Annotated in this window: 18 protein-coding genes; 6 read left to right on the forward strand and 12 right to left on the reverse strand. The window is 71.3% G+C overall.

Translation table 11 applies throughout. The features are described 5' to 3' along the window. Positions 1-116 precede the first annotated feature (116 nt). Genes ACO1BR_RS01680 through coxB form a run of 3 tightly spaced genes read right to left on the reverse strand, consistent with a single transcriptional unit; the run spans position 117 to position 3,201 of the window. A complete protein-coding gene (locus ACO1BR_RS01680) occupies positions 117-515 on the reverse strand; it encodes a cytochrome c oxidase subunit 4 (protein ID WP_426793203.1) in 399 nt (132 codons plus the stop codon). Beyond that, a complete protein-coding gene (gene ctaD / locus ACO1BR_RS01685; RefSeq protein ID WP_426793204.1) occupies positions 512-2,242 on the reverse strand; it encodes a cytochrome c oxidase subunit I in 1,731 nt (576 codons plus the stop codon). Before ctaD ends, ACO1BR_RS01680 begins: the two co-directional genes overlap by 4 nt. After that, positions 2,239-3,201, reverse strand: coding sequence for a cytochrome c oxidase subunit II (coxB, locus tag ACO1BR_RS01690; RefSeq protein ID WP_426793205.1), 963 nt, complete (start codon positions 3,199-3,201; stop codon positions 2,239-2,241). The genes ctaD and coxB overlap by 4 nt, the downstream gene beginning before the upstream one ends. Before the next feature lie 282 nt (positions 3,202-3,483). Between coxB and ACO1BR_RS01695 the strand changes: the two genes are divergently transcribed. Beyond that, positions 3,484-4,917, forward strand: coding sequence for a cysteine desulfurase/sulfurtransferase TusA family protein (locus ACO1BR_RS01695; protein ID WP_426793206.1), 1,434 nt, complete (start codon positions 3,484-3,486; stop codon positions 4,915-4,917). A gap of 9 nt (positions 4,918-4,926) precedes the next feature. Here the strand turns inward: ACO1BR_RS01695 and ACO1BR_RS01700 are convergent, their stop codons facing one another. Further along, positions 4,927-5,901, reverse strand: a complete 975-nt coding sequence (locus ACO1BR_RS01700; protein ID WP_426793207.1) for a carbohydrate kinase family protein — start codon at positions 5,899-5,901, stop codon at positions 4,927-4,929. A gap of 159 nt (positions 5,902-6,060) precedes the next feature. Between ACO1BR_RS01700 and ACO1BR_RS01705 the strand changes: the two genes are divergently transcribed. Next, positions 6,061-6,288: a hypothetical protein gene (locus ACO1BR_RS01705; protein WP_426793208.1), complete on the forward strand. Its 228-nt coding sequence runs from the start codon at positions 6,061-6,063 to the stop codon at positions 6,286-6,288. 99 nt (positions 6,289-6,387) lie between these two features. Then, positions 6,388-7,827, forward strand: a complete 1,440-nt coding sequence (locus ACO1BR_RS01710) for a hypothetical protein (protein ID WP_426793209.1) — start codon at positions 6,388-6,390, stop codon at positions 7,825-7,827. Positions 7,828-7,911: 84 nt separating this feature from the next. Here the strand turns inward: ACO1BR_RS01710 and erpA are convergent, their stop codons facing one another. Continuing rightward, positions 7,912-8,265, reverse strand: a complete 354-nt coding sequence (gene erpA, locus ACO1BR_RS01715; protein WP_043264013.1) for an iron-sulfur cluster insertion protein ErpA — start codon at positions 8,263-8,265, stop codon at positions 7,912-7,914. A 294-nt stretch (positions 8,266-8,559) separates the two neighbouring features. Here erpA and nadA point away from each other — a divergent pair, with 294 nt between their 5' ends. Next, positions 8,560-9,738, forward strand: a complete 1,179-nt coding sequence (nadA, locus tag ACO1BR_RS01720) for a quinolinate synthase NadA (RefSeq protein ID WP_426793210.1) — start codon at positions 8,560-8,562, stop codon at positions 9,736-9,738. Between the two features lie 35 nt (positions 9,739-9,773). On the opposite strand, the gene ACO1BR_RS01725 is transcribed toward nadA, so the two are convergent. The 6 genes from ACO1BR_RS01725 to ACO1BR_RS01750 all read right to left on the reverse strand — a co-directional run bounded on the left by ACO1BR_RS01725 (position 9,774) and on the right by ACO1BR_RS01750 (position 17,949). Then, positions 9,774-10,865, reverse strand: coding sequence for a methyltransferase domain-containing protein (locus ACO1BR_RS01725; protein WP_426793211.1), 1,092 nt, complete (start codon positions 10,863-10,865; stop codon positions 9,774-9,776). A 362-nt stretch (positions 10,866-11,227) separates the two neighbouring features. Then, complete coding sequence (locus ACO1BR_RS01730) at positions 11,228-14,407, reverse strand: efflux RND transporter permease subunit (protein ID WP_426793212.1); 3,180 nt, start codon at positions 14,405-14,407, stop codon at positions 11,228-11,230. 192 nt (positions 14,408-14,599) lie between these two features. Continuing rightward, on the reverse strand, positions 14,600-15,286 hold the full coding sequence (locus ACO1BR_RS01735) for a response regulator (RefSeq protein ID WP_426793213.1): 687 nt from the start codon (positions 15,284-15,286) through the stop codon (positions 14,600-14,602). Positions 15,287-15,302: 16 nt separating this feature from the next. After that, positions 15,303-16,538 (reverse strand): sensor histidine kinase, encoded by a 1,236-nt coding sequence (locus ACO1BR_RS01740; RefSeq protein ID WP_426793332.1) that lies wholly within the window; start codon positions 16,536-16,538, stop codon positions 15,303-15,305. Positions 16,539-16,778: 240 nt separating this feature from the next. Continuing rightward, positions 16,779-17,057 (reverse strand): PspA-associated protein PspAA, encoded by a 279-nt coding sequence (gene pspAA, locus ACO1BR_RS01745; protein ID WP_426793214.1) that lies wholly within the window; start codon positions 17,055-17,057, stop codon positions 16,779-16,781. Between the two features lie 91 nt (positions 17,058-17,148). Further along, complete coding sequence (locus ACO1BR_RS01750; RefSeq protein ID WP_426793215.1) at positions 17,149-17,949, reverse strand: PspA/IM30 family protein; 801 nt, start codon at positions 17,947-17,949, stop codon at positions 17,149-17,151. A gap of 295 nt (positions 17,950-18,244) precedes the next feature. Between ACO1BR_RS01750 and ACO1BR_RS01755 the strand changes: the two genes are divergently transcribed. Next, complete coding sequence (locus tag ACO1BR_RS01755) at positions 18,245-18,841, forward strand: DUF3043 domain-containing protein (RefSeq protein WP_426793216.1); 597 nt, start codon at positions 18,245-18,247, stop codon at positions 18,839-18,841. An 88-nt stretch (positions 18,842-18,929) separates the two neighbouring features. Here the strand turns inward: ACO1BR_RS01755 and ACO1BR_RS01760 are convergent, their stop codons facing one another. After that, positions 18,930-19,154: a hypothetical protein gene (locus ACO1BR_RS01760; protein ID WP_426793217.1), complete on the reverse strand. Its 225-nt coding sequence runs from the start codon at positions 19,152-19,154 to the stop codon at positions 18,930-18,932. A gap of 141 nt (positions 19,155-19,295) precedes the next feature. Between ACO1BR_RS01760 and ACO1BR_RS01765 the strand changes: the two genes are divergently transcribed. Next, positions 19,296-20,564, forward strand: a complete 1,269-nt coding sequence (locus ACO1BR_RS01765) for a bifunctional adenosylcobinamide kinase/adenosylcobinamide-phosphate guanylyltransferase (RefSeq protein WP_426793218.1) — start codon at positions 19,296-19,298, stop codon at positions 20,562-20,564. Positions 20,565-20,607: the final 43 nt, after the last annotated feature.

A 20,607-nucleotide genomic window follows, 5' to 3' on the forward strand; every position in this document is an offset into this window, starting at 1 on the left:
TGGAGGACTGCAAACGGGTCTGTCCCGTGGGGCCGAACGGAGTGGGCCCGGACACCTGATGGGGTGTCCGGGCCCGGCCTTACAGCGTGTCTGCCGCGCGCAGCGCGGAGGGTGCGTTACTGGGTGCGGTTCTCACCGCGGTAGTACTCGAACACCCAGCCCCAGAGGGCCACGAGGATCACCGGCAGGGAGAAGTACAGCAGCCAGAAGCCGAAGACCACTCCCATGAAGGCGAGCGCGCCGCCGATGCCCAGGAAGAGCGGCTGCCAGCTGTGCGGGCTGAAGAAGCCCAGCTCACCGGCGTCGTCCGCGACCTCGGCGTTCTCGTTGTCCTGTGCGCCCGCGTCGACCCGCCGGGCCGTGAAGGCCAGGTAGTAGCCGACCATGATGCACAGGCCGAAGGCGAGGAACAGCGCGGTGGTGCCCGCCGGCTCCTTCGACCAGACGCCATAGACGATCGCCATGGCCAGGACGAAGACGGCGAGCCAGATGAACATCTTGCCCTGGATCTTCACTTGCCCGCCTCCTTGCCGCCGGCCAGCGCCTTGTCACCCTCGTGGCCGTTGTGCAGCGCGTCCAGCGCCGCGATCTCCGGGTGGTGCAGGTCGAACGCCGGGGATTCGGACCGAATACGCGGCAGGGTGAGGAAGTTGTGCCGCGGCGGCGGGCAGGACGTCGCCCACTCCAGCGAGCGGCCGTAGCCCCAGGGGTCGTCGACCTCGATCTTCTCGCCGTACTTGGCGGTCTTCCAGACGTTGTAGAGGAACGGCAGGATCGACATGCCCAGCAGGAACGAGCTGATCGACGAGATGGTGTTCAGCGTGGTGAAGCCGTCGGCCGCGAGGTAGTCCGCGTAACGCCGGGGCATGCCCTCCGCGCCCAGCCAGTGCTGGACGAGGAACGTGCCGTGGAAGCCGACGAACAGCGTCCAGAACGTGATCTTGCCGAGCCGCTCGTCGAGCATCTTGCCGGTGAACTTGGGCCACCAGAAGTGGAATCCGGCGAACATCGCGAAGACGACCGTGCCGAAGACGACGTAGTGGAAGTGCGCCACGACGAAGTACGAGTCGGAGATGTGGAAGTCCATCGGCGGCGAGGCCAGGATGACGCCGGTCAGACCACCGAAGGTGAAGGTGATCAGGAAGCCGATCGCCCAGAGCATCGGCGTCTCGAAGGACAGTGAGCCCTTCCACATCGTGCCGATCCAGTTGAAGAACTTCACACCGGTCGGGACCGCGATGAGGAATGTCATGAAGGAGAAGAACGGCAGTAGTACGCCGCCCGTCACATACATGTGGTGCGCCCACACCGTGACCGAGAGACCGGCGATGGAAATCGTCGCGGCGATCAGACCGATGTAACCGAACATCGGCTTCCGGGAGAAGACCGGAATGACCTCGGAAATGATGCCGAAGAACGGCAGGGCAATGATGTACACCTCTGGATGGCCGAAGAACCAGAAGAGGTGTTGCCAGAGCAGTGCTCCACCATTTGCCGCGTCGAATACATGGGCACCGAATTTACGGTCCGCCTCCAGGGCGAACAGCGCGGCGGCCAGCACCGGGAAGGCGAGCAGGACCAGCACACCGGTCAGCAGCACGTTCCATACGAAGATCGGCATCCGGAACATCGTCATGCCGGGAGCGCGCATGCAGATGATGGTGGTGATGAAGTTGACCGAACCGAGGATCGTGCCGAAGCCGGAGAAGGCCAGACCCATGATCCACATGTCGGCGCCGACGCCCGGCGAACGCACCGCGTCCGAGAGCGGCGAGTACGCGAACCAGCCGAAGTCCGCCGCGCCCTGCGGGGTGAGGAAGCCGGCGACCGCGATGAGCGAGCCGAAGAGGTAGAGCCAGTAGGCGAACATGTTCAGCCGCGGGAACGCCACGTCGGGCGCGCCGATCTGCAGCGGCATGATCCAGTTCGCGAACCCGGCGAACAGCGGCGTCGCGAACATCAGCAGCATGATCGTGCCGTGCATCGTGAACGCCTGGTTGAACTGCTCGTTCGACATGATCTGCATGCCGGGACGGGCCAGTTCGGCGCGCATGAGGAGCGCCATGACGCCGCCGATGCAGAAGAAGGCGAACGACGTGGCCAGGTACATCGTGCCGATGGTCTTGTGGTCAGTGGTGGTGAGCCACTTGACGGCAGCGATACCGGGTTGCTTCTTGCGTACGGGCGGTGCTGCCGGAGCCGTATCGGCGGCGGCACCCTGAGGTTCGTTGAGGATGCTCACTGGTTCTTGGTCTCCGCATTCCTGGCGTGATCAGTCTGCTTGATACCCGCCGGCAGATACCCGGTCTGACCCTTCGCCGCCAGGTCCTTCAGGTGCTGCCGGTACTTGGCAGGCGAAACGACCTTGACGTTGAAGAGCATCCGGGAGTGGTCGACACCACACAGTTCGGCGCACTTGCCCTTGAACGTGCCCTCCTTGTTGGGGGTCACCTCGAAGACGTTGGTGTGCCCGGGGACGACGTCCATCTTCATCAGGAACGGCACCACCCAGAAGTCGTGGATGACGTCACGGGAGGTCAGGATGAACTGGACCGTCTCGCCCTTCGGCAGCCACAGCGTGGGACCCGGGTTTCCGGTCTGCGGGTTGCGCGTGGCCGGGGTTCCCGTGTCGTAGACGCCGTCGGCGTTCGCCGGGACACCCTTCTTCCACTTGTCCGGAATGGCCGCCAGCTCCGGAGAGTTGATGTTCGTGGTCGCGTTCTTGCCGCCCACGTTCTCCAGGTAGTTGAACGCCCAGCTCCACTGGAAGCCCACGACGTTGATGACGTGGTCCGGCTTCTTGGAGGTCTTGAGGAGCGCGCTCTCATCGCGCGCGGTGAAGTAGAAGAGCACCGCGATGATGATGAACGGGACGATGGTGTACAGCGCCTCGATCGGCATGTTGTACCGCGTCTGCGCAGGGACCTCCACCTTGGTCCTGCTGCGGCGGTGGAAGATCACGCTCCAGATGATCAGGCCCCACACCAGCACGCCCGTTGCGAGGGCGGCGGCCCAGGAGCCCTGCCAAAGAGAGAGGATCCGCGGCGCCTCGTCGGTGACGGGCGTCGGCATGCCGAGGCGGGGGAAGTCCTTGTATGTGCAACCAGTCGCGGTCGCCAGGACCAGGCCCGCAGCAAGCACCTGCGGCAGCTTCCGCCGCATCGGGCGCCGCGACGAGCGGTCGGAGCCGTTGGGACTCACGTAGCGCCTTCCCGAGAGTCTCGCCCGCGCGGTCGGCTGCGGCCTTACTCGCTGGTCGGTCGCCGCCCTGCGTCGGGCAGGGGTTTGGATGTTTATGCGGACCAAACCCTACTGGACGCTATTTGGGGTCGCGCGGGGAGGGTGCCCAACGCGCCGCGCCGCACCCCTAAGGGGTGGCCGAGTGCTCCGCGGCCCGTCCGCCGGGGCCCCGATCAGCCGCCCCCACCAGGCATCTGACGGCCTGCCCGGCAGCGCGGCGGCCGGTGTTCTACCGTCTCGTACGTGCCCTACTTCGACGCCGCCTCGGCCGCCCCCCTGCACCCCGTCGCCCGGGAGGCGCTGCTCGCCTCGCTCGACGAGGGGTGGGCCGACCCGGTCCGCCTCCACCGCGAGGGACGGCGGGCCCGGATGCTGCTGGACGCCGCGCGGGAGGCCGCCGCCGAGGCGGTGGGCTGCCGGCCCGACGAGTTGACGTTCACCCCTTCGGGGACGCACGCGGTGCATTCGGGCATCTTCGGCACGCTGGCCGCCCGCCGACGTGCCGGCCGCCGGCTGGTGCACTCCGCCGTCGAGCACTCCGCCGTCCTGCACGCCGCCGAGGTGCACGAGGCGGCCGGCGGGACGCTGACCGAGGTGGCGGTGGACCGTACGGGCCGGGTGGCGCCCGGGGAGGTCGCCGCGGCGCTGGGTGCGGACGCCGCACTGGTCTGCGTCCAGTCGGCCAACCACGAGGTGGGGACCGAGCAGCCGGTGGAGGAGGTGGCCGGGCTGTGCCGGGAGGCCGGGGTGCCGCTGCTGGTGGACGCGGCGCAGTCGCTGCCCTGGGGGACGGTGCCGGGCGCCTGGTCCGTGCTGGCGGCGAGCGCCCACAAGTGGGGCGGGCCGCCCGGGGTGGGGCTGCTGGCGGTCCGTAAGGGAACCCGGTTCTCGCCCCAGGGGCCGTTGGACGAGCGGGAGTCGGGCCGCAGCCCGGGGTTCGGGAACCTCCCGGCGGTGGTGGCCGCGGCGGCGTCCCTGCGCGCGCTGCGGGCGGCGGCGGAGTCCGGGCCGGACGAAGCGGCCCGGCTGCGGGGGCTGGTGGAGCGGATCCGGACGCGGGTGCCGGAACTGGTCCCCGACGTGGAGGTGGTCGGCGATCCGGTGCACCGACTCCCCCATCTCGTCACCTTCTCCTGCCTCTACGTCGACGGGGAGGCCCTGCTGTACGAGCTGGACCGCTCGGGATTCTCCGTATCGTCCGGTTCGTCGTGTACGTCCAGCACGCTGACGCCCAGCCATGTGCTGCGCGCGATGGGCGTGCTGTCGGAGGGGAACGTCCGGGTCTCGTTGCCGTACGGCACCGGCGAGGCGGATGTGGAGCGGTTCCTGGAGGTGCTGCCGGAGGCGGTGCGGTCGGTCCGGGAGCGGTTCGGGGTGCCGGTGCGGGAGGAGCCCGCGGCGGCGGCAACGACAGCGGCGGAGACGGTGGGGGCAGCGGCGGAAGAGGGGCCGGGCGGGGTGGTGGTCGACGCGCTCGGCAGGCGCTGCCCGATTCCGGTCATCGAGCTGGCGAAGGCGATCGGCGGCGTGCCGGTCGGCGGGACCGTGACGGTGCTGTCGGACGACGAGGCTGCGCGGCAGGACATCCCGGCCTGGTGCGCGATGCGCGGCCAGGAGTACGTGGGCGAGCAGCCCGCGGAACGCGGCGCCGCATACGTGGTGCGGCGCCGCGGCTGACCCGGCGGCTCAGACCAGGTGCTGCTGGACCTCGGCGGCGGCCTCGTGGCCGTACGCCTTGGTGAAGCGGTCCATGAAGTGGCTGCGGTGCAGCTCGTACTCCTGGGTGCCGACGGTCTCGATGACCAGCGTCGCCAGCATGCAGCCGATCTGGGCGGCGCGCTCCATGTCGACGCCCCAGGCCAGACCTGCCAGGAAGCCGGCCCGGAAGGCGTCGCCGACGCCGGTCGGGTCGGCCTTGGTCTTCTCCTCGGGGACGCCGACCTCGATGACCGGCTCGCCGACCCGCTCGATACGGACGCCGTTGGAGCCGAGGGTGGTGACGCGCGTGCCGACCTTGGCGAGGATCTCCTCGGCGGTCCAGCCGGTCTTGGTCTCGATCAGCCCCGCCTCGTACTCGTTGTTGAAGAGGTAGGTGGCGCCCTCCATGAGGGTGCGGATGTTCTCGCCGTCCATGCGGGCGATCTGCTGCGAGAAGTCGGCGGCGAACGGGATCCCGCGGGTGCGGCACTCCTCGGTGTGCCGGATCATCGCCTCCGGGTCGTCCGCGCCGATCAGCACGAGGTCCAGGCCGCCGACCCGGTCGGCCACCGCCTGGAGCTCGATCAGCCGGGCCTCGCTCATGGCGCCGGTGTAGAAGGAGCCGATCTGGTTGTGGTCCGCGTCGGTCGTGCAGACGAAGCGGGCGGTGTGCAGGACCTCGGAGATGCGCACCGATCGGGTGTCGACGCCGTGCCGGTCGAGCCAGGCCCGGTACTCCTCGAAGTCGGTGCCGGCGGCGCCGACCAGGACCGGCTTGATGCCGAGCTGGCCCATGCCGAAGCAGATGTTGGGGGCGACCCCGCCGCGGCGGACGTCGAGTTGGTCGACCAGGAAGGAGAGGGAGACGGTATGCAGCTGATCGGCGACCAACTGGTCGGCGAAGCGGCCGGGGAAGGTCATCAGGTGATCGGTGGCGATGGAGCCGGAGACTGCGATACGCACGGCGGGTCTGCTCCTGCGGAAGGCGTGAGGTTGGCGGACGGAGGGCAACGCTACCCGGCGGGTCGGCCTGCACCTGCCCAATCCAGGACACTCGGATCCGCCGAAACTACCCAATAGTAGGTCTTTCTCGTCGAACGTGGGGTGCGTACGGTTCCTCGTATGACCAAGCCTGTGAAAGCCGTCACACACCCCGGCCCCTCCGCCGCCTCGGTGCAGGAGCCGGAGTCGCTGGACCAGCTCCGCGGGGACTGCGCGCGGATGGCCGCGCACTGGACGGGCGGGCGGCGGTCCGCGCCCGCACCGGGCCGGCCCTGCGACCTGCACGGGATCCGGGTCCCGGCGAAGTCCGCCGCACTCGTGGACGGGATGTCCGAGTACGGCGACTGAGGCGCACGGAACCGCCCGCGCACCCGCTCCGTCCCATCGGCGTGCACCCCGCCCCGGGGTGGCACGTCAGATGTTCTGCGGAGCCGAAGGAGCGAAGCGGTGAACACCGAGGACAGTACGGATACCCCGGACACGCCGGACACCCCGGAAGCCACCGGTCGGCGGCGGACGCCGCTGGTGGTCGCCTCGGTGGCCGCCGCGGTCCTGCTGGCCGGCGGCGGCGCGGCGTACTGGGCCGCCTCCGCGTCCGGCGGCGCGGCCGGCCCGACAGGGGCCCACGCGCAGGGCAGTCCGCCGCCGCTGACGCTGGACGACCGCACGGGCGGCGCGGGGGGCTCGATAGCCGTCGGGGAGCCCGCCCCGGGCGGGGCGCACTACAAGGTGGTGGGCACGCTGCCCGGGGGGCCGGGGTCCGCACCCGTGTACCGCCCGCAGGGCGCGGTCGACCGGCAGGCCGTGGAACGGCTGGCGAAGGCACTGGATGTGACCGGAAAGGTCCGCTCGGAGGGCGCCACCTGGAAGGTCGGCGCGCTGCCCCAGGACACCCACGGTCCCAGCCTCGAAGTGAACAAGACCGGCTCGGGCGCCTGGACGTACCGGCTCACCCCGGGCCGGATGATGTGCCCGCTGCACATCTCGGGCGGCTCGGACGGCACGGCCCCCACGGTGCCTGGCTGCCCCTCGTACCGCGGCGGCGCGGACACCGGGGCGACGGCGGACGACGGCGGCGCGGTGTCGGAGGCGAAGGCCGAGGCGGCGGCGCGGCCGGTGCTGGCGGCGCTCGGCCAGCAGAACGCCCGGCTGGACGCGCGCGGGCTGGTCGGCGCGGTGCGGACGGTGCGGGCCGATCCGGTGGTCGGGGGGCTGCCGACGCTCGGCTGGCAGAGCGCGTTCCAGGTCGGCGCGGACGGCAAACTCGTGGGCGGCAGCGGGCAGTTGGCACAGCCCGCCAAGGGCGCGGACTACCCCGTGCTGAGCGCACAGAAGACGCTGGACCGGATGAACGCGCAGGGCGGCCGCACGCCGGCCGAGGTGACCGGCGCGGTCTTCGGGCTCTCGGCGCAGTACGCGGACGGCGGCCAGGTGCTGGTCCCGTCGTGGCTGTACACGGTGCGCCGGGCGGACGCCGGGAAGGGGCAGGACGCGACCTCGACCCTGGCCCGGGTCGCGGTGGACCCGAAGTACCTGCGGCGGCCGGACGGCGGCCCGCAGCCGTCGGGGAAGCCCGGCCAGACGGCGATGCGGCTGGAGCGCTACTCCGCCGGCGGTGACGGCAGGACGCTGACCGTGCACTTCTGGGGCGGGGTGTGCAGCACCTACGACGCGAGCGCCCAGGAATCCGCCACGGCGGTGCGGATCACGGTCACCGGGAAGGACACGCACCCCGGTCAGATGTGCGTGAAGATCGCCAAGGACTTCACCAAGACGGTGACGCTGCGGCAGCCGCTGGACGGCCGGAAGGTGGTCGACGCGACCTCGGGCAGCGCGGTGGCGGAAAAGCCCGAGACCCCGGAGAACGCGGGGAACCCGGCGCAGTAGGCCGGGCCGGCGGCGGGTACGGATACGACACGGGCGGCGCTCCTTCGGCGAGCGCCGCCCGTGTGCGTCGTGGACCCGGGCCCCTTAGCTGAAGGAGTCGCCGCAGGCGCAGGAGCCGGTGGCGTTCGGGTTGTCGATCGTGAAGCCCTGCTTCTCGATGGTGTCGACGAAGTCGATGGAGGCGCCGCCCAGGTAGGGAGCGCTCATCCGGTCGGTGACGACCTTGACGCCGTCGAAGTCCTTGACGACGTCGCCGTCGAGCGAGCGCTCGTCGAAGAAGAGCTGGTAACGCAGGCCGGAGCAGCCGCCGGGCTGAACCGCCACCCGCAGCGCGAGGTCATCCCGACCTTCCTGCTCCAGCAGGCTCTTGACCTTCGACGCCGCCGCGTCGGACAGGATGATGCCGTCGGTGACGGTGGTCTCGTCCTGAACGCTCATCTACATCTCTCCCGGGTTGTACGGACGGCTTGCCAGCGGTTACCTACAGGTCCAACCGGTGGCTTCCCGGATTAATTCCGGCTGCGCGTGACGTGTTCTGCTCTTTCTTCATGCTCGCACACCGGCGCGCGGACGCGGCCTGCCGCCCGCGGCTGCTGGGCCGGAGGGCTGATGCGTCACATCGACACGATGGCCATCGTCAAAGTGACGTGAAGCGGCTATGATAGATAGCGTCAAATAGACGAAAAGGCATGTGTCTAAAGAGCTGTCTGCAGAGAAGAGAGGGTGCGTGTCGTGACCACCGCCCAGCCCCTGGACGTCCAGCCGACCCCGCTGGCGCTGCTCCTCCTCGGCCGCGAGGCCGACCCGAAGAGCGAGCGCGGCGTGGAGTGCCCCGGCGATCTGCCGGCCCCCTCCGACCCCGACCTCGTCGAGCGCGCCCGCGCGGCCAAGGCGAAGCTCGGGGACCGGGTCTTCGTCCTCGGGCACCACTACCAGCGCGACGAGGTCATCGAGTTCGCGGACGTGACCGGCGACTCCTTCAAACTCGCGCGGGACGCCGCGGCCCGGCCGGACGCCGAGTACATCGTCTTCTGCGGTGTGCACTTCATGGCCGAGTCCGCGGACATCCTCACCGGCGACGGCCAGCAGGTGATCCTCCCCGACCTGGCCGCGGGCTGCTCGATGGCCGACATGGCCACCGCCGAGCAGGTCGCCGAGTGCTGGGACGTGCTGACCGAGGCGGGCGTCGCCGAGCAGGTCGTGCCCGTCTCGTACATGAATTCCTCCGCGGACATCAAGGCGTTCACCGGCAAGCACGGCGGCACGATCTGCACCTCCTCGAACGCGAAGCGGGCGCTGGACTGGGCCTTCGCGCAGGGCTCGAAGGTCCTCTTCCTGCCGGACCAGCACCTGGGCCGTAACACCGCCGTACGGGACATGGGCATGTCCCTGGACGACTGCGTGGTCTACAACCCGCACAAGCCGAACGGCGGGCTGACCGGCGACGAGCTGCGGGCCGCGAAGATGATCCTGTGGCGCGGCCACTGCTCGGTGCACGGCCGCTTCTCGCTGGACTCCGTCAACGACGTCCGCGAGCGGATACCGGGCGTGAACGTCCTGGTCCACCCCGAGTGCAAGCACGAGGTCGTCGCGGCGGCGGACCAGGTCGGCTCGACGGAGTACATCATCAAGGCCCTGGAGGCCGCGCCCGCCGGTTCGAAGTGGGCGATCGGCACCGAGCTGAACCTCGTCCGCCGGCTGGCCAACCGCTTCGCCTCCGAGGACAAGGAGATCGTCTTCCTCGACAAGACGGTCTGCTTCTGCTCGACCATGAACCGCATCGACCTGCCGCACCTGGTCTGGGCGCTGGAGTCCCTGGCGGACGGCAAGGTCGTCAACCGCATCCAGGTCGACAAGGAGACCGAGAGCTTCGCCAAGCTGGCGCTGGAGCGGATGCTGGCGCTGCCGTAGCCGGCCGGCGGCCCGTCCCCCGCGGAACGGTCCGGTCAGTCCGTCCCGACCCACTGCCGGGACGGACCGACCGTGATGCGGTGCGCGTCGCGCGGCGGGCTGCCGTCCGCGAGCCAGTCGCGGAAGGCCGCCGAGACCTCGTCCCACAGGCGGCGCGGGCCGAACTGCTCGGTCTCGTACGTCTCGTGGCCGGGGACGTACTCGACGGTGGCCCAGGACGTGCGGGCGTCGTCGAAGAGCCAGTAGGTGGCCTCGTCGCTGCCGTCGTCGGCGGGGTACAGGAGCGGCCAGGCGTCCCGTACGCGCAGGCCGACGGCGAAGCGGGCGTCGAGGTCGTTCTCCAGGATGCGGGGGTCGATGGCGGTGCGCGCGGTGTCGCCCCGTTCGCTGTGGTACCAGTCCTCGACGCGGCCGTACGAACGGCGCTGCTGCCGGGCCCACATGAAGGCCGGGCGGCCCGAGAAGCCGCCGGTCGCCTCGCCGTCGTGGACGGTGAGGGTGGCGAAGGAGAAGGAGTGGAACGAGGAGCCCCACGGGGTGAGGATCGTTCCCTCGTCGGCGGTCTGGGCCACCCAGGCGTAGGGGATGTCGCGGACCGTGCAGGTGGCGATGACCCGGTCGTAGCGGGCTCGTTCGGGGACGCCGGCGAGGCCGTCGCCGCAGACCATGTGCGGGCGCAGACCGGCCCGTTGGAGGTTGCGGCGGGCGATGTCGTACAGGGCCCGGTCGGTCTCGACGGTGGTCGTGCGGTCCTCGCCGAGGCGGTGCGCGAGCCAGGCGGCGTGGTAGCCGGTGCCGGTCCCGATCTCCAGGACCGCGTCCCCGTCCTGGACGATGTCGTCCATGGTCAGCATCAGGGACGGCATGGAGGTCGAGCAGGTGGGGAAGCCGACCTGCCCGTCGTCCCGCTGCTCACCGTCGTTGTGCTGGGTGATCAGCGGCAGGTCCGCGTAGACCATGCGCCGCCACTCGTTCTCGTCGAGGGAACGGGAGACGGTGCGGCCCTCCACTTCGAACGTGTCGGGGACGAAGTGGGCGCGGTCGACGGCGGCGACCGTCGGCGCCCAATCCGGCGTCAGGGCACCCTTGTTGCGCAGGATCTCCAGGAGCCGGCTCGGCGAGGACATGGCGGGCCGCCCGGCTACTTCTTCTTGGGCGGGTCGCTCACCGGCTTGTTCCACTGGCCGTCGGACTCTTTCGGGCTCTGCCGCTTGTCGCCGTCCCGGCCGTCCCGGCCGTCTCCGTGCTTACCCATGAAGTCCCCCTTCCGGGATGCGGATGCCTCCCGCGACGGCGGTACCCGGGGGCCGGGATCGCTAACCACGGGGCAGCGGGGCGGCGGAGATTCCTGGCCAGAGGTCATGCGGTGTCAACTGCCCCGGGCGTTCACCGGTTACCCGGCGGCCGCATCCGGAAACGACGAGCCCCCGCGCCTCGCGGGGAGGCGGCGGGGGCTCGGTGCGCGCCGGTCGTCAGCGGGCCGGGGGCGTCACACCCCGGCCGGCTCCGGCTGCCGGTCGGTGTCGGCGGGCGCCGGCGGGGTGCCGTCCTTCTCCGCCCTCTTCGCCGCCTTCTTCTTCGCCCGGCGCTCCTTGCGGAGTTCGATCATCGCGTAGAGCGTCGGGACCAGGAGGAGGGTGAGGAGGGTGGAGGTGATCAGGCCGCCGATGACCACGACCGCCAGCGGCTGGGAGATGAAGCCGCCGTCGCCGGTGATGGACATCGCCATCGGGAGCAGCGCCATGATCGTCGCCAGTGCCGTCATCAGGATGGGGCGGAGGCGGTGCCGGCCGCCCTCGATGACGGCCTCGACGACGCCGTAGCCCTGCGCGCGGTACTGGTTGATCAGGTCGATCAGCACGATGGCGTTGGTGACCACGATGCCGATGAGCATCAGCATGCCGATCATCGCCGGGACGCCGAGCGGGGTGCCGGTGGCGACCAGCAGGCCGATCGCGCCGGTGGCCGCGAACGGGATCGAGATCAGCAGGATCAGCGGCTGGATGATGGACTTGAACGTGCCCACCAGCAGCATGAAGACGATCGCGATGGCCGCGAGCATGGCCAGGCCGAGCGAGGAGAAGGCGTTGCTCTGGTCCTGCGAGACGCCGCCGATGGTCGCGGTGGCGCCGGACGGCAGCTTCAGGGCCTTGATCCTGCTCTGGAGCTGGGTGGAGACCGCGCCGGTGTTGTCGCCGGTGGGCTTGGCGGTGATGGTCGCCGAGCGGGCACCGTCGATACGGGTCATCTGGACGGGACCGGGGACGGTCTTGACGGTGGCGAGGTCGCCCAGCTTCGCCATCCCGGCCGGGGTCGGGATCGGCAGGTCCTTCAACTGGGCCTCGGTGGTGGCCGGGTGGGCCGACTTGATCACCACGTCGCGTTCGGTGTCGTCCAGGACGGCCTTGCCGCTGGGCGTGCCGCCGACCGCCTGGGCGACGGCCGCGCCGAGGGTGGTCTGGTTGTAACCGGCCGCGGCGGCCTTGTCGTTGGGCGTGACGGAGATCCGCGGCACGCTCTGCGAGAGGTCGCTCTGGACGTCGGTGACGTGGTCGAGGCCCGCGACGGCCCTGCGGACCTGCTCGCTGGCCTGCTTGAGGACGGCGGGGTCGCCGGCCTTGACGACCACGCTCAGGTTCTGGTTGCCGAAGCCGGCGCCGCCCGCGGTGACGGTGGTGTCGCCGATGGACGGGCCGAGCCTGGCCAGGCCGACCCGCAGGTCGTCGGTGACCCTGGCGGAGTCCGCGGCGTCCGTCAGCTTGACCTGGTAGCTGGCCTGGTTGGCGCCGGTGCCGCCGCCGAAGGCCGCCATCATGCCGGAGGAGCCGACGGTGACTTGGTAGTCCTTGACGTCCTTGGTGTCGGCGAGCAGCTGCTCGATCTTCTTGGCCTGGGTGTCGGCCGCGCCGAGGCTCGTACCGGGCTTCAGCTCCTGCTTGATGCTGAGGGTGTCCTGCTTGCCCTGGTCGAAGAAGTTGGTCTTCAGCAGCGGGCCCATGCCGAAGGTGCCGACGAGGATCACCACGGCGATCAGCACGCTGGTGAAGCGGCGGCGGGTGGCGAAGCGCAGGACCGGGACGTACAGGCGCTGGAGCGGGCTGCGGGTCTCCTTCTCCTCGGCCGCGCGGCGCAGCGCCTCGGGGTCGGTGCCCTCGGGGATTTCCGGGGCGCGCAGGAACCAGTACGAGAGGACCGGCACCACCGTCAGGGAGACCAGCAGCGAGGACAGCAGCGCGACGGTGACGGTGATGGAGAAGGAGCCGAAGAGGGCGCCGACCATCCCGCCGACCACACCGATCGGGAGGAAGACCGCGACGGTGGTGAGGGTGGAGGAGGTGATCGCGCCGGAGACCTCCTTGACGGCGGTGAGGATGGCCTCGCGGCGCTCCTCGCCGTAGCCCAGGTGCCGCTTGATGTTCTCCAGGACGACGATCGAGTCGTCGACGACGCGGCCGATCGCGATGGTCAGCGCGCCGAGGGTGAGCATGTTGAGGGAGAGGTTCCCGGTCCACAGCACGATCAGCGTGATGACCACGGACAGCGGGATGGAGACCGCGGTGACCAGGGTCGAGCGCAGGCTGAGCAGGAAGACCAGGATCACGACCACGGCCATGGCCAGGCCGAGCAAGCCCTCGGTGGTCAGCGACTCGATGGACTTGGAGACCTGCGGGCCCTGGTCGGAGGCGATGGTGACGCTGGTGCCGGTGCCGAGGTCCTGGCGGATCGTGCTCAGCTTGCCCTTGACCGCGTCGGAGATGGCGACGGCGCTGCCGTCCTGGTTCATCGTCACGGTGACGGAGAGGCTGGGCCTGCCGTCGGTGCGGGTGAGGGAGGTCGGGGTGGCCGACGTCTCCTGGACGGTGGCGACGTCACCGAGCCGGACCGCCTTGCCGCCCTGACCGCCGGCCATGCCGCCGGCGCCCGCGGACGGGGCGACCATCAGGTCCTTGATCTGCTGGACGGAGGTGAACCCGGCGCCGACCTGGACCGTCTTGCTCTGCCCGTTCTCGGCGAACGCGCCGGCCGGCACCGACGTACCGCCGGCCTGGAGGGCCTGGCCGAGCGCCGCGGGGTTCAGCCCGGCGGCGGCGAGCTTCTCGTTGTCGGGGGTGACCGCGACGATCCGGTTCTGGACCCCGCTGACGTTGACCTGGCCGACCCCGTCGATGTTCTTCAGGTCCGGGACGACGCTGCGGTTGAGCTGGTCGGCAAGCGTCTGCTGGTCCTTCGACGAGGACGAGACGGCGAGCACGACGGTGGGCAGGTCGTCCGTACCGCCCGACACCACCTGCGGGTCGACGTCCTTGGGCAGTTTCGCCCGGGCCCGGTTGACGGCCTGCTGGACGTCGGCGACGAGGGTCTTGGAGTCGTTGCCGTAGTCGAACTGCGCCATGATGACGCCGGAGCCCTCGCTCGACGTCGAGGTGACGCTCTTGATGCCGTGGACCGCCTGGATGCCGTTCTCCAGCGGCTCGATCACCTGCTTCTCGACGACATCGGGCGACGCACCCTGGTAGGGCGTGATCACGGACACCATCGGCAGGTCGATGGACGGCAGGAGCTGCTGTTTGAGCTGCGGGATCGCGATGGCGCCGAAGGCGATCGCGACGATCGACATCAGCGCTATCAGGCCCCGTTGTACGAGGCTGATTCGGGACAGCCAGGACATGGGTGGGGTCTCTCTTCTGTTCAGAAAAGTCCGGGAGGCCGGACGACGTCGGCGGGGGCCCTCGCGGACCCGCGGGAAGGGCCGGCACCGGCCCACCTACACCCTCCGCCACGACCAGGCGGGTTTTCCTCGCTCGCAGGTCGGTTTCCGGTCAGCGGCCGTACCGCGTTCGGAGTACGGACCGCTCCACCCTCACTGCACCCGTGGGCGTACGAGTCCCGACTCGTAGGCGACGACCACCAGCTGGGCACGGTCGCGGGCGCCGAGCTTGGCCATCGCGCGGTTGACGTGCGTCTTGACGGTGAGCGGGCTGACCTCCAGCTGCTCGGCGATCTCGTCGTTGGACAGCCCGCCGGCCACCAGGACCAGCACCTCGCGCTCCCGTCCGGTGAGCGTGGCCAGCCGCTCGAAGCCCGGCCCCGCGGGGCCCTCCTCGCCCGAACCGTCGCCCTGCGCAAGGAACTTGGCGATCAGCCCCTTGGTCGCCGCGGGCGACAGCAGCGCCTCCCCGGCCGCCGCGACCCGGATCGCGCCCAGCATCTCGTCCGGTTCGGCGCCCTTGCCGAGGAAGCCGCTGGCCCCGGCCCGCAGCGACTGGATGACGTAGTCGTCGACCTCGAAGGTGGTCAGGATGACCACCCGGACACCGGTCAGCTCCGGGTCCTGGCTGATCATGCGGGTGGCGGCCAGGCCGTCGGTGCCGGGCATCCGGATGTCCATCAGGACGACGTCGGGGCGCGCCGCGCGCGTCAGCTCGTACGCCTGCGCGCCGTCGGACGCCTCCCCCACCACCGTCATGTCGGGTTCGGAGTCGACCAGGACGCGGAACGCGCTACGCAGCAGCGTCTGGTCGTCGGCCAGCAGCACCTTGATCGTCATCGCGTCGCCCTCGTGGTCATGTCGTCTCGCCCGCTCGGGCGCCGTTCAGTGGCAGGGTGACCCGCACCTGGAAGCCGCCGGTCGGGCGCGGCCCGGTGACGACCGTGCCGCGCAGCGCGAAGACCCGCTCGCGCATCCCGATCAGACCATGGCCGCCGCCGCTGCCGTGCGGCTCCCCCTCCTCGCCCGCCGCATCCGCCGCGCCGCCGGTGCCGTCGTCGTGAACGGTCACGGTCAGCGCGCTCTCCGAGCGGACGATCCGCACCGCGGCGCGGGCGCCCTCGCCGGCGTGCTTGCGGACGTTGGTCAGCGCCTCCTGGACGACCCGGTAGGCGGTGAGGTCGACGGAGGCGGGCAGGGGGTGCGGGGCCGCCTGGAGCTCCAGGTCCACGGGGAGGCCGGCGCGGACGAAGCCGTCGATCAGCTGGTCCAGGACGCCGAGGCCCGGCGCGGGCTCGGTCGGCGCCTTGGGGTCGTCGGACTGGCGCAGCAGGCCGACCGTGGCGCGGAGTTCCTCCAGCGCCGAGCGGGACGCCTCGCGGACGTGGGCGAGGGCCTGCTTGGCCTGGTCGGGGCGGTTGTCCATGACGTGCGAGGCGACCCCGGCCTGGACGTTGACCAGGGCGATGTGGTGGGCGACGACGTCGTGCAGCTCGCGGGCGATGCGCAGCCGCTCCTCGGCGACCCGGCGGCGGGCCTCTTCCTCGCGGGTGCGCTCGGCGCGTTCGGCGCGCTCGCGGATGGCGTCCACGTACGCCCGCCGGCTGCGGACCGCGTCGCCGGCCGCCGCCGCCATGCCCGTCCAGGCGAAGATCGCCAGGTTCTCCTGGGCGTACCAGGGCTGGTGCCCGAAGAACATCGCGGCGGCGGTCAGCACGACGACGGTCAGCGCGCCGACCCGCCAGGTGGTGGGCCGGTCGGTCCGGGACGCCAGGGTGAACAGCGCGATCACCGCGGAACCGGCCACCGGGACGCGCGGCTCGCTGGACTGCGCGAGGATCTCGACGACGGTCAGCCCGCAGGTCGCGGCCAGGACCGTACGGGGCATCCGGCGGCGCAGCACCAGCGCGCCGGAGCCGAGGGCGGCCAGCACCACGGTCGTGGCCGTCAGGTGGCGCAGGCCGAAGCGGGGGAAGTGCGGGCCGTGCGCACCGTGCGGCGCGGCCACCGCCCCGCACAGGATCGCCACGAACGCCACCACCGCCACGGCGACGTCGACCGCGAGCGCATGCGTCCGGTGCCACTGGCGCAGGCGCGCGACCCGGGTGGCGTCCGGGGTGCCGCTCGCCGCACCGCAGCGCGCCGCACCGCCCCTCGGGGCGGGGGCAGGGGCGGGCGGCAGCGACGGGAAGCGGCGGCGCGCAGCGCTTCGTGCGGGGGTGGTGGCGGGCGACGGGCGGGCGGTCACAAGAGGAAACGGTAGCGCCCCGGTCTCCCTGAGGGGCCGGGGCGCTGTCCGTAGTGCGCTGGGATGGAGCTGCCGGGCAGCGGGTCAGCCCGGGATCAGGCCGTCGTCGCTGAGCATCTCGCGGACCTCGGTGAGCGTGGCGTCCGGGCCCGGCAGGATCAACTCGGAGGGCTCCAGGGCATCGTCCGGAAGCGGGGTGCCCAGGCGGCGGACCGCGTCCAGCAGCGCCGCGAGGGTGCGCCGGAAGCCTGCCTCGTCGCCGCTCTCCATCTCGGCGAGCAGTTCGTCGTCCAGTTTGTTGAGCTCGATGAAGTGGGAGTCGTCCAACTTCACCTGGCCCTCCCCCATGATCCGTACGATCACGACGGTCTCCCTCGGTGCGGTCGGCGGTTCCGGCGGCGGTCGCTGCGGCGATCACCAACGTGATCGCCGGGAGGCTCACCGCCGCCGTCCCTCACTGCTTGTCGAGACGCGGGTGCCCCTGCTGCGGGGCCTGCTGGGCGGCGCCGCCCGGGCCGCCCTCGATGGCCTGCTGCTGGGCGGACGGGCCGCCCGCCAGCTCGGCCTTCATACGCTGCAGCTCCAACTCGACGTCGCTGCCGCCGGACAGCCGGTCCAGCTCGGCGGTGATGTCGTCCTTGGCCATGCCGGTCGGGTCGTCCAGTGCGCCGGAGGCCATCAGCTCGTCGATGGCACCGGCCCTGGCCTGGAGCTGCGCGGTTCGGTCCTCGGCGCGCTGGATCGCCAGGCCGACGTCGCCCATCTCCTCGGAGATGCCGGAGAACGCCTCGCCGATCCGGGTCTGCGCCTGGGCCGCCGTGTACGTGGCCTTGATCGTCTCCTTCTTCGTCCGGAAGGCGTCGACCTTGGCCTGCAGCCGCTGCGCGGCGAGCGTGAGCTTCTCCTCCTCGCCCTGGAGCGTCTGGTGCTGCGTCTCCAGGTCGGTGACCTGCTGCTGCAGCGCGCTGCGCCGGGTCAGCGCCTCGCGGGCCAGGTCCTCGCGGCCGAGCGCCAGCGCCTTGCGGCCCTGGTCCTCCAGCTTGGCGGACTGGCCCTGGAGCTGGTTGAGCTGCAGCTCCAGGCGCTTGCGGGAGGTCGCCACGTCGGCGACGCCGCGGCGTACCTTCTGCAGCAGTTCGAGCTGCTTCTGGTACGAGTAGTCGAGGGTCTCGCGCGGGTCTTCGGCCCGGTCAAGGGCCTTGTTGGCCTTCGCGCGGAAGATCATCCCCATCCGCTTCATGACACCATCGCTCATGGGCCTCGCGCGCCCCCTTCTGACCGACTTGCATCGGGCTTAGGCTCCAGCACATCTACAGACCCCACAGTACGGGCCTTGGTTCCATTACCGCACTGTTCGGGCCCGGATGCGCTCCTCCTCCAGGACGATCAGACCGTCCGGCTTCTCCCGCCCAGGGAGTAGGGCGAGCCCGGGGAATCTGTGAGACGCCCGGCCCGTCCCGTTATGTCACCGCTCCGTGGTCGGTGCCGTTGCCGGATCGTTCCCCGTCGGCCCGTGGCCCATTCACGACGACCACGTACTCTTGGGTGTTGTGTTCCGAAGCCGTTCGAAGGATGGGCAGGCCGCGACCTCCAAGGTGACCGCGGACCAGCCCCAACAGCCCCGCGACCCGCAGGCCCCCAAGGGTCGCCCGACGCCCAAGCGCAGCGACTCCCAGTCGCAGCGCCGCTCGCGTGCGCAGACGCCGACCAACCGCAAGGACGCCGTCAAGGCCCAGCGGGAGGCGCGCCGTACCGACATGGCCCGCCAGCGCGAGGCCCTGGCCAACGGCGACGAGCGCTATCTGCCGGTGCGCGACAAGGGACCGGTGCGCCGGTTCGCGCGCGACTACATCGACTCGCGCTGGTGCGTCGCGGAGTTCTTCCTGCCGATGGCCGTGGTGATCCTGGTGCTCACCATGGTCCGGGTGCCGTCGATCCAGAGCATCGCGCTGCTGCTGTGGCTCGTGATCATCGTGCTGATCGCCATCGACTCGGTGGTCATCTGGGTCCGGCTGGGCGCGCGGCTCAAGGAGAAGTTCCCCAAGGAGAACCTCAAGGGCGCCAAGGCGTACGCGATCATGCGGACGCTCCAGATGCGGCGGCTGCGGTTGCCCAAGCCGCAGGTCAAGCGCGGCGAGCGGCCCTGAGCCCGAGGGCTCAGGGCATCCTGCGACGGCGGACGGCGCCGGGCTGGGTCAGCCGGCGTCGGTCGGCGTCACCCGGCCTCGGTCGGCGTCACTCCGCGTCGGCCTCCGCCTCCGCGTGCAGGCTCATCGGCGCCGCATAGATCTCGGTGCCGTCCTCGAAGAGCCGGACCTGGTCGACGCCGCCGTTCAGCAGGGTCCGCCACTCCTCGCCGATCCAGGATTCGGCGTCCCCCTGGGTGGTGAACTCCTCCGGTTCCACCGAGGGCACCGCCTCCGAACCGTCCGCCTTCTCGAACCGCCACGTCCACGCCATGTGCGCCTCCTGGATCCCACCGGGTACGTCGTCGTACGTCGTGCTTCCGGGCCGAGCTTCCGTGCTTGATCGAAAGCCTATCGGCCGTGTCGAGGGGTGCCCCCGCGCGCTGACCGCCGCGGGACGCGAGAAACTCGGCGGGTGGACCTGACTCTCCTCGGCACCGGGGCCCCGCAGGGGCTGCCGCGCCCCGACTGCCCATGTGCCGCCTGTGCGACCGCCGTCGGCGACGAGGCGCGGGCGGCGACCGCGCTGCTCGTCGACGGTGTGCTGCTCATCGATCTGACGCCGGGGCCGGCCTTCGCCGCCGCCCGCGCCGGCCGGTCGCTGGCCGGCGTGCGGCAGGTGCTGCTCTCGCATCCGCACGACGGCCCGGCGCTGGAGGTGCCGGCCGGGCTGCCGCAGCCGGTCCGGGTCGCGGACGGGCGGGAGCTGGCCCTGCTGGGCGGGCACCGGGTGCGGGCGATCGCGGTGGACGTACCGGGGACGGGTTACGAGGTCGCGGGCGGGGACGGCGAGCGGCTGCTGTACCTGCCACCGGGGGCCGCGCCCGCCGGAACGGTCGCCGGGAACGGCGACTATGACGCGCCCGCCGGCGCCGGGCCGTACGACCTGGTGCTGCTCGACGTCCTGGCCCGGCCGGACGCGCTGGCCCGCCTGCGGGCGAGCGGGGCGGTGGACGCGGCGACGGACGTGGTCGCGGTGCACCTCGACCACAGCGTGCCGCCCGGTCCCGAACTGCACCGCAGGCTGGCCGCGTTGGGCGCCCGCACGGTGCCGGACGGCGGCTCGCTGGTGGTCGGCGAGTACCACGCGGTGCCCGATCTGCCGCGCCGCACGCTGGTGCTGGGCGGCGCGCGCAGCGGGAAGTCGGTGGAGGCCGAGCGGCGGCTGGCGGCGTTCCCCGACGTGCTCTACGTGGCCACCGGCGGCACCCGGGACGGGGACGAGGACTGGGCGCAGCGGGTGGCGCTGCACCGCGAGCGGCGCCCCGGCAGCTGGCGCACGGTGGAGACCTGCGACCTGGTGCCGCTGCTCGCCGACGCCCCCGGGCCGGGTGCGGACCCCGGCAACGGGCGGCCCGCCGCCGGGGCGCCGCTGCTCATCGACTGCCTGGCGCTGTGGCTGACGCATGCCATGGACGAGGTGGGGGCCTGGGACGACGCGGCCTGGGAGGCCGGCGGGCGGCGGGCCCTGCGGGAGCGCTGCGACGCGTTGGTCGCGGCCGTCCGGGCGACCCGTCGGCGGGTGGTGGCGGTCAGCAACGAGGTCGGCTCGGGGGTGGTGCCGGCGACCGCGGCGGGCCGCCGCTTCCGCGACGAACTGGGGCGGCTGAACGCCGCGTTCGGCGCCGAGTGCGAACAGGTGCTGCTGGTCGTCGCGGGCCAGGCGCTCACGCTGCGCGGCTGACGGCGGCGCCCTGTCCCGCGGCCGGCGTCCGCCCGTACACGGC

The sequence above is a fragment of the Streptomyces sp. YGL11-2 genome (assembly GCF_050054615.1).
Lineage (GTDB): Bacteria > Actinomycetota > Actinomycetes > Streptomycetales > Streptomycetaceae > Streptomyces.

What these genes read in the sequence shown, in the direction of transcription:
- ACO1BR_RS01705 (WP_426793208.1), top strand. Translation starts at nt 6,061, where the DNA reads ATGACCAAGCCTGTGAAAGCCGTCACACACCCCGGCCCCTCCGCCGCC.
- ACO1BR_RS01750 (WP_426793215.1), bottom strand. Translation starts at nt 17,949, where the DNA reads ATGAGCGATGGTGTCATGAAGCGGATGGGGATGATCTTCCGCGCGAAG.
- erpA (WP_043264013.1), bottom strand. Translation starts at nt 8,265, where the DNA reads ATGAGCGTTCAGGACGAGACCACCGTCACCGACGGCATCATCCTGTCC.
- ACO1BR_RS01730 (WP_426793212.1), bottom strand. Translation starts at nt 14,407, where the DNA reads ATGTCCTGGCTGTCCCGAATCAGCCTCGTACAACGGGGCCTGATAGCG.
- ACO1BR_RS01725 (WP_426793211.1), bottom strand. Translation starts at nt 10,865, where the DNA reads ATGTCCTCGCCGAGCCGGCTCCTGGAGATCCTGCGCAACAAGGGTGCC.
- ACO1BR_RS01760 (WP_426793217.1), bottom strand. Translation starts at nt 19,154, where the DNA reads ATGGCGTGGACGTGGCGGTTCGAGAAGGCGGACGGTTCGGAGGCGGTG.
- ACO1BR_RS01735 (WP_426793213.1), bottom strand. Translation starts at nt 15,286, where the DNA reads ATGACGATCAAGGTGCTGCTGGCCGACGACCAGACGCTGCTGCGTAGC.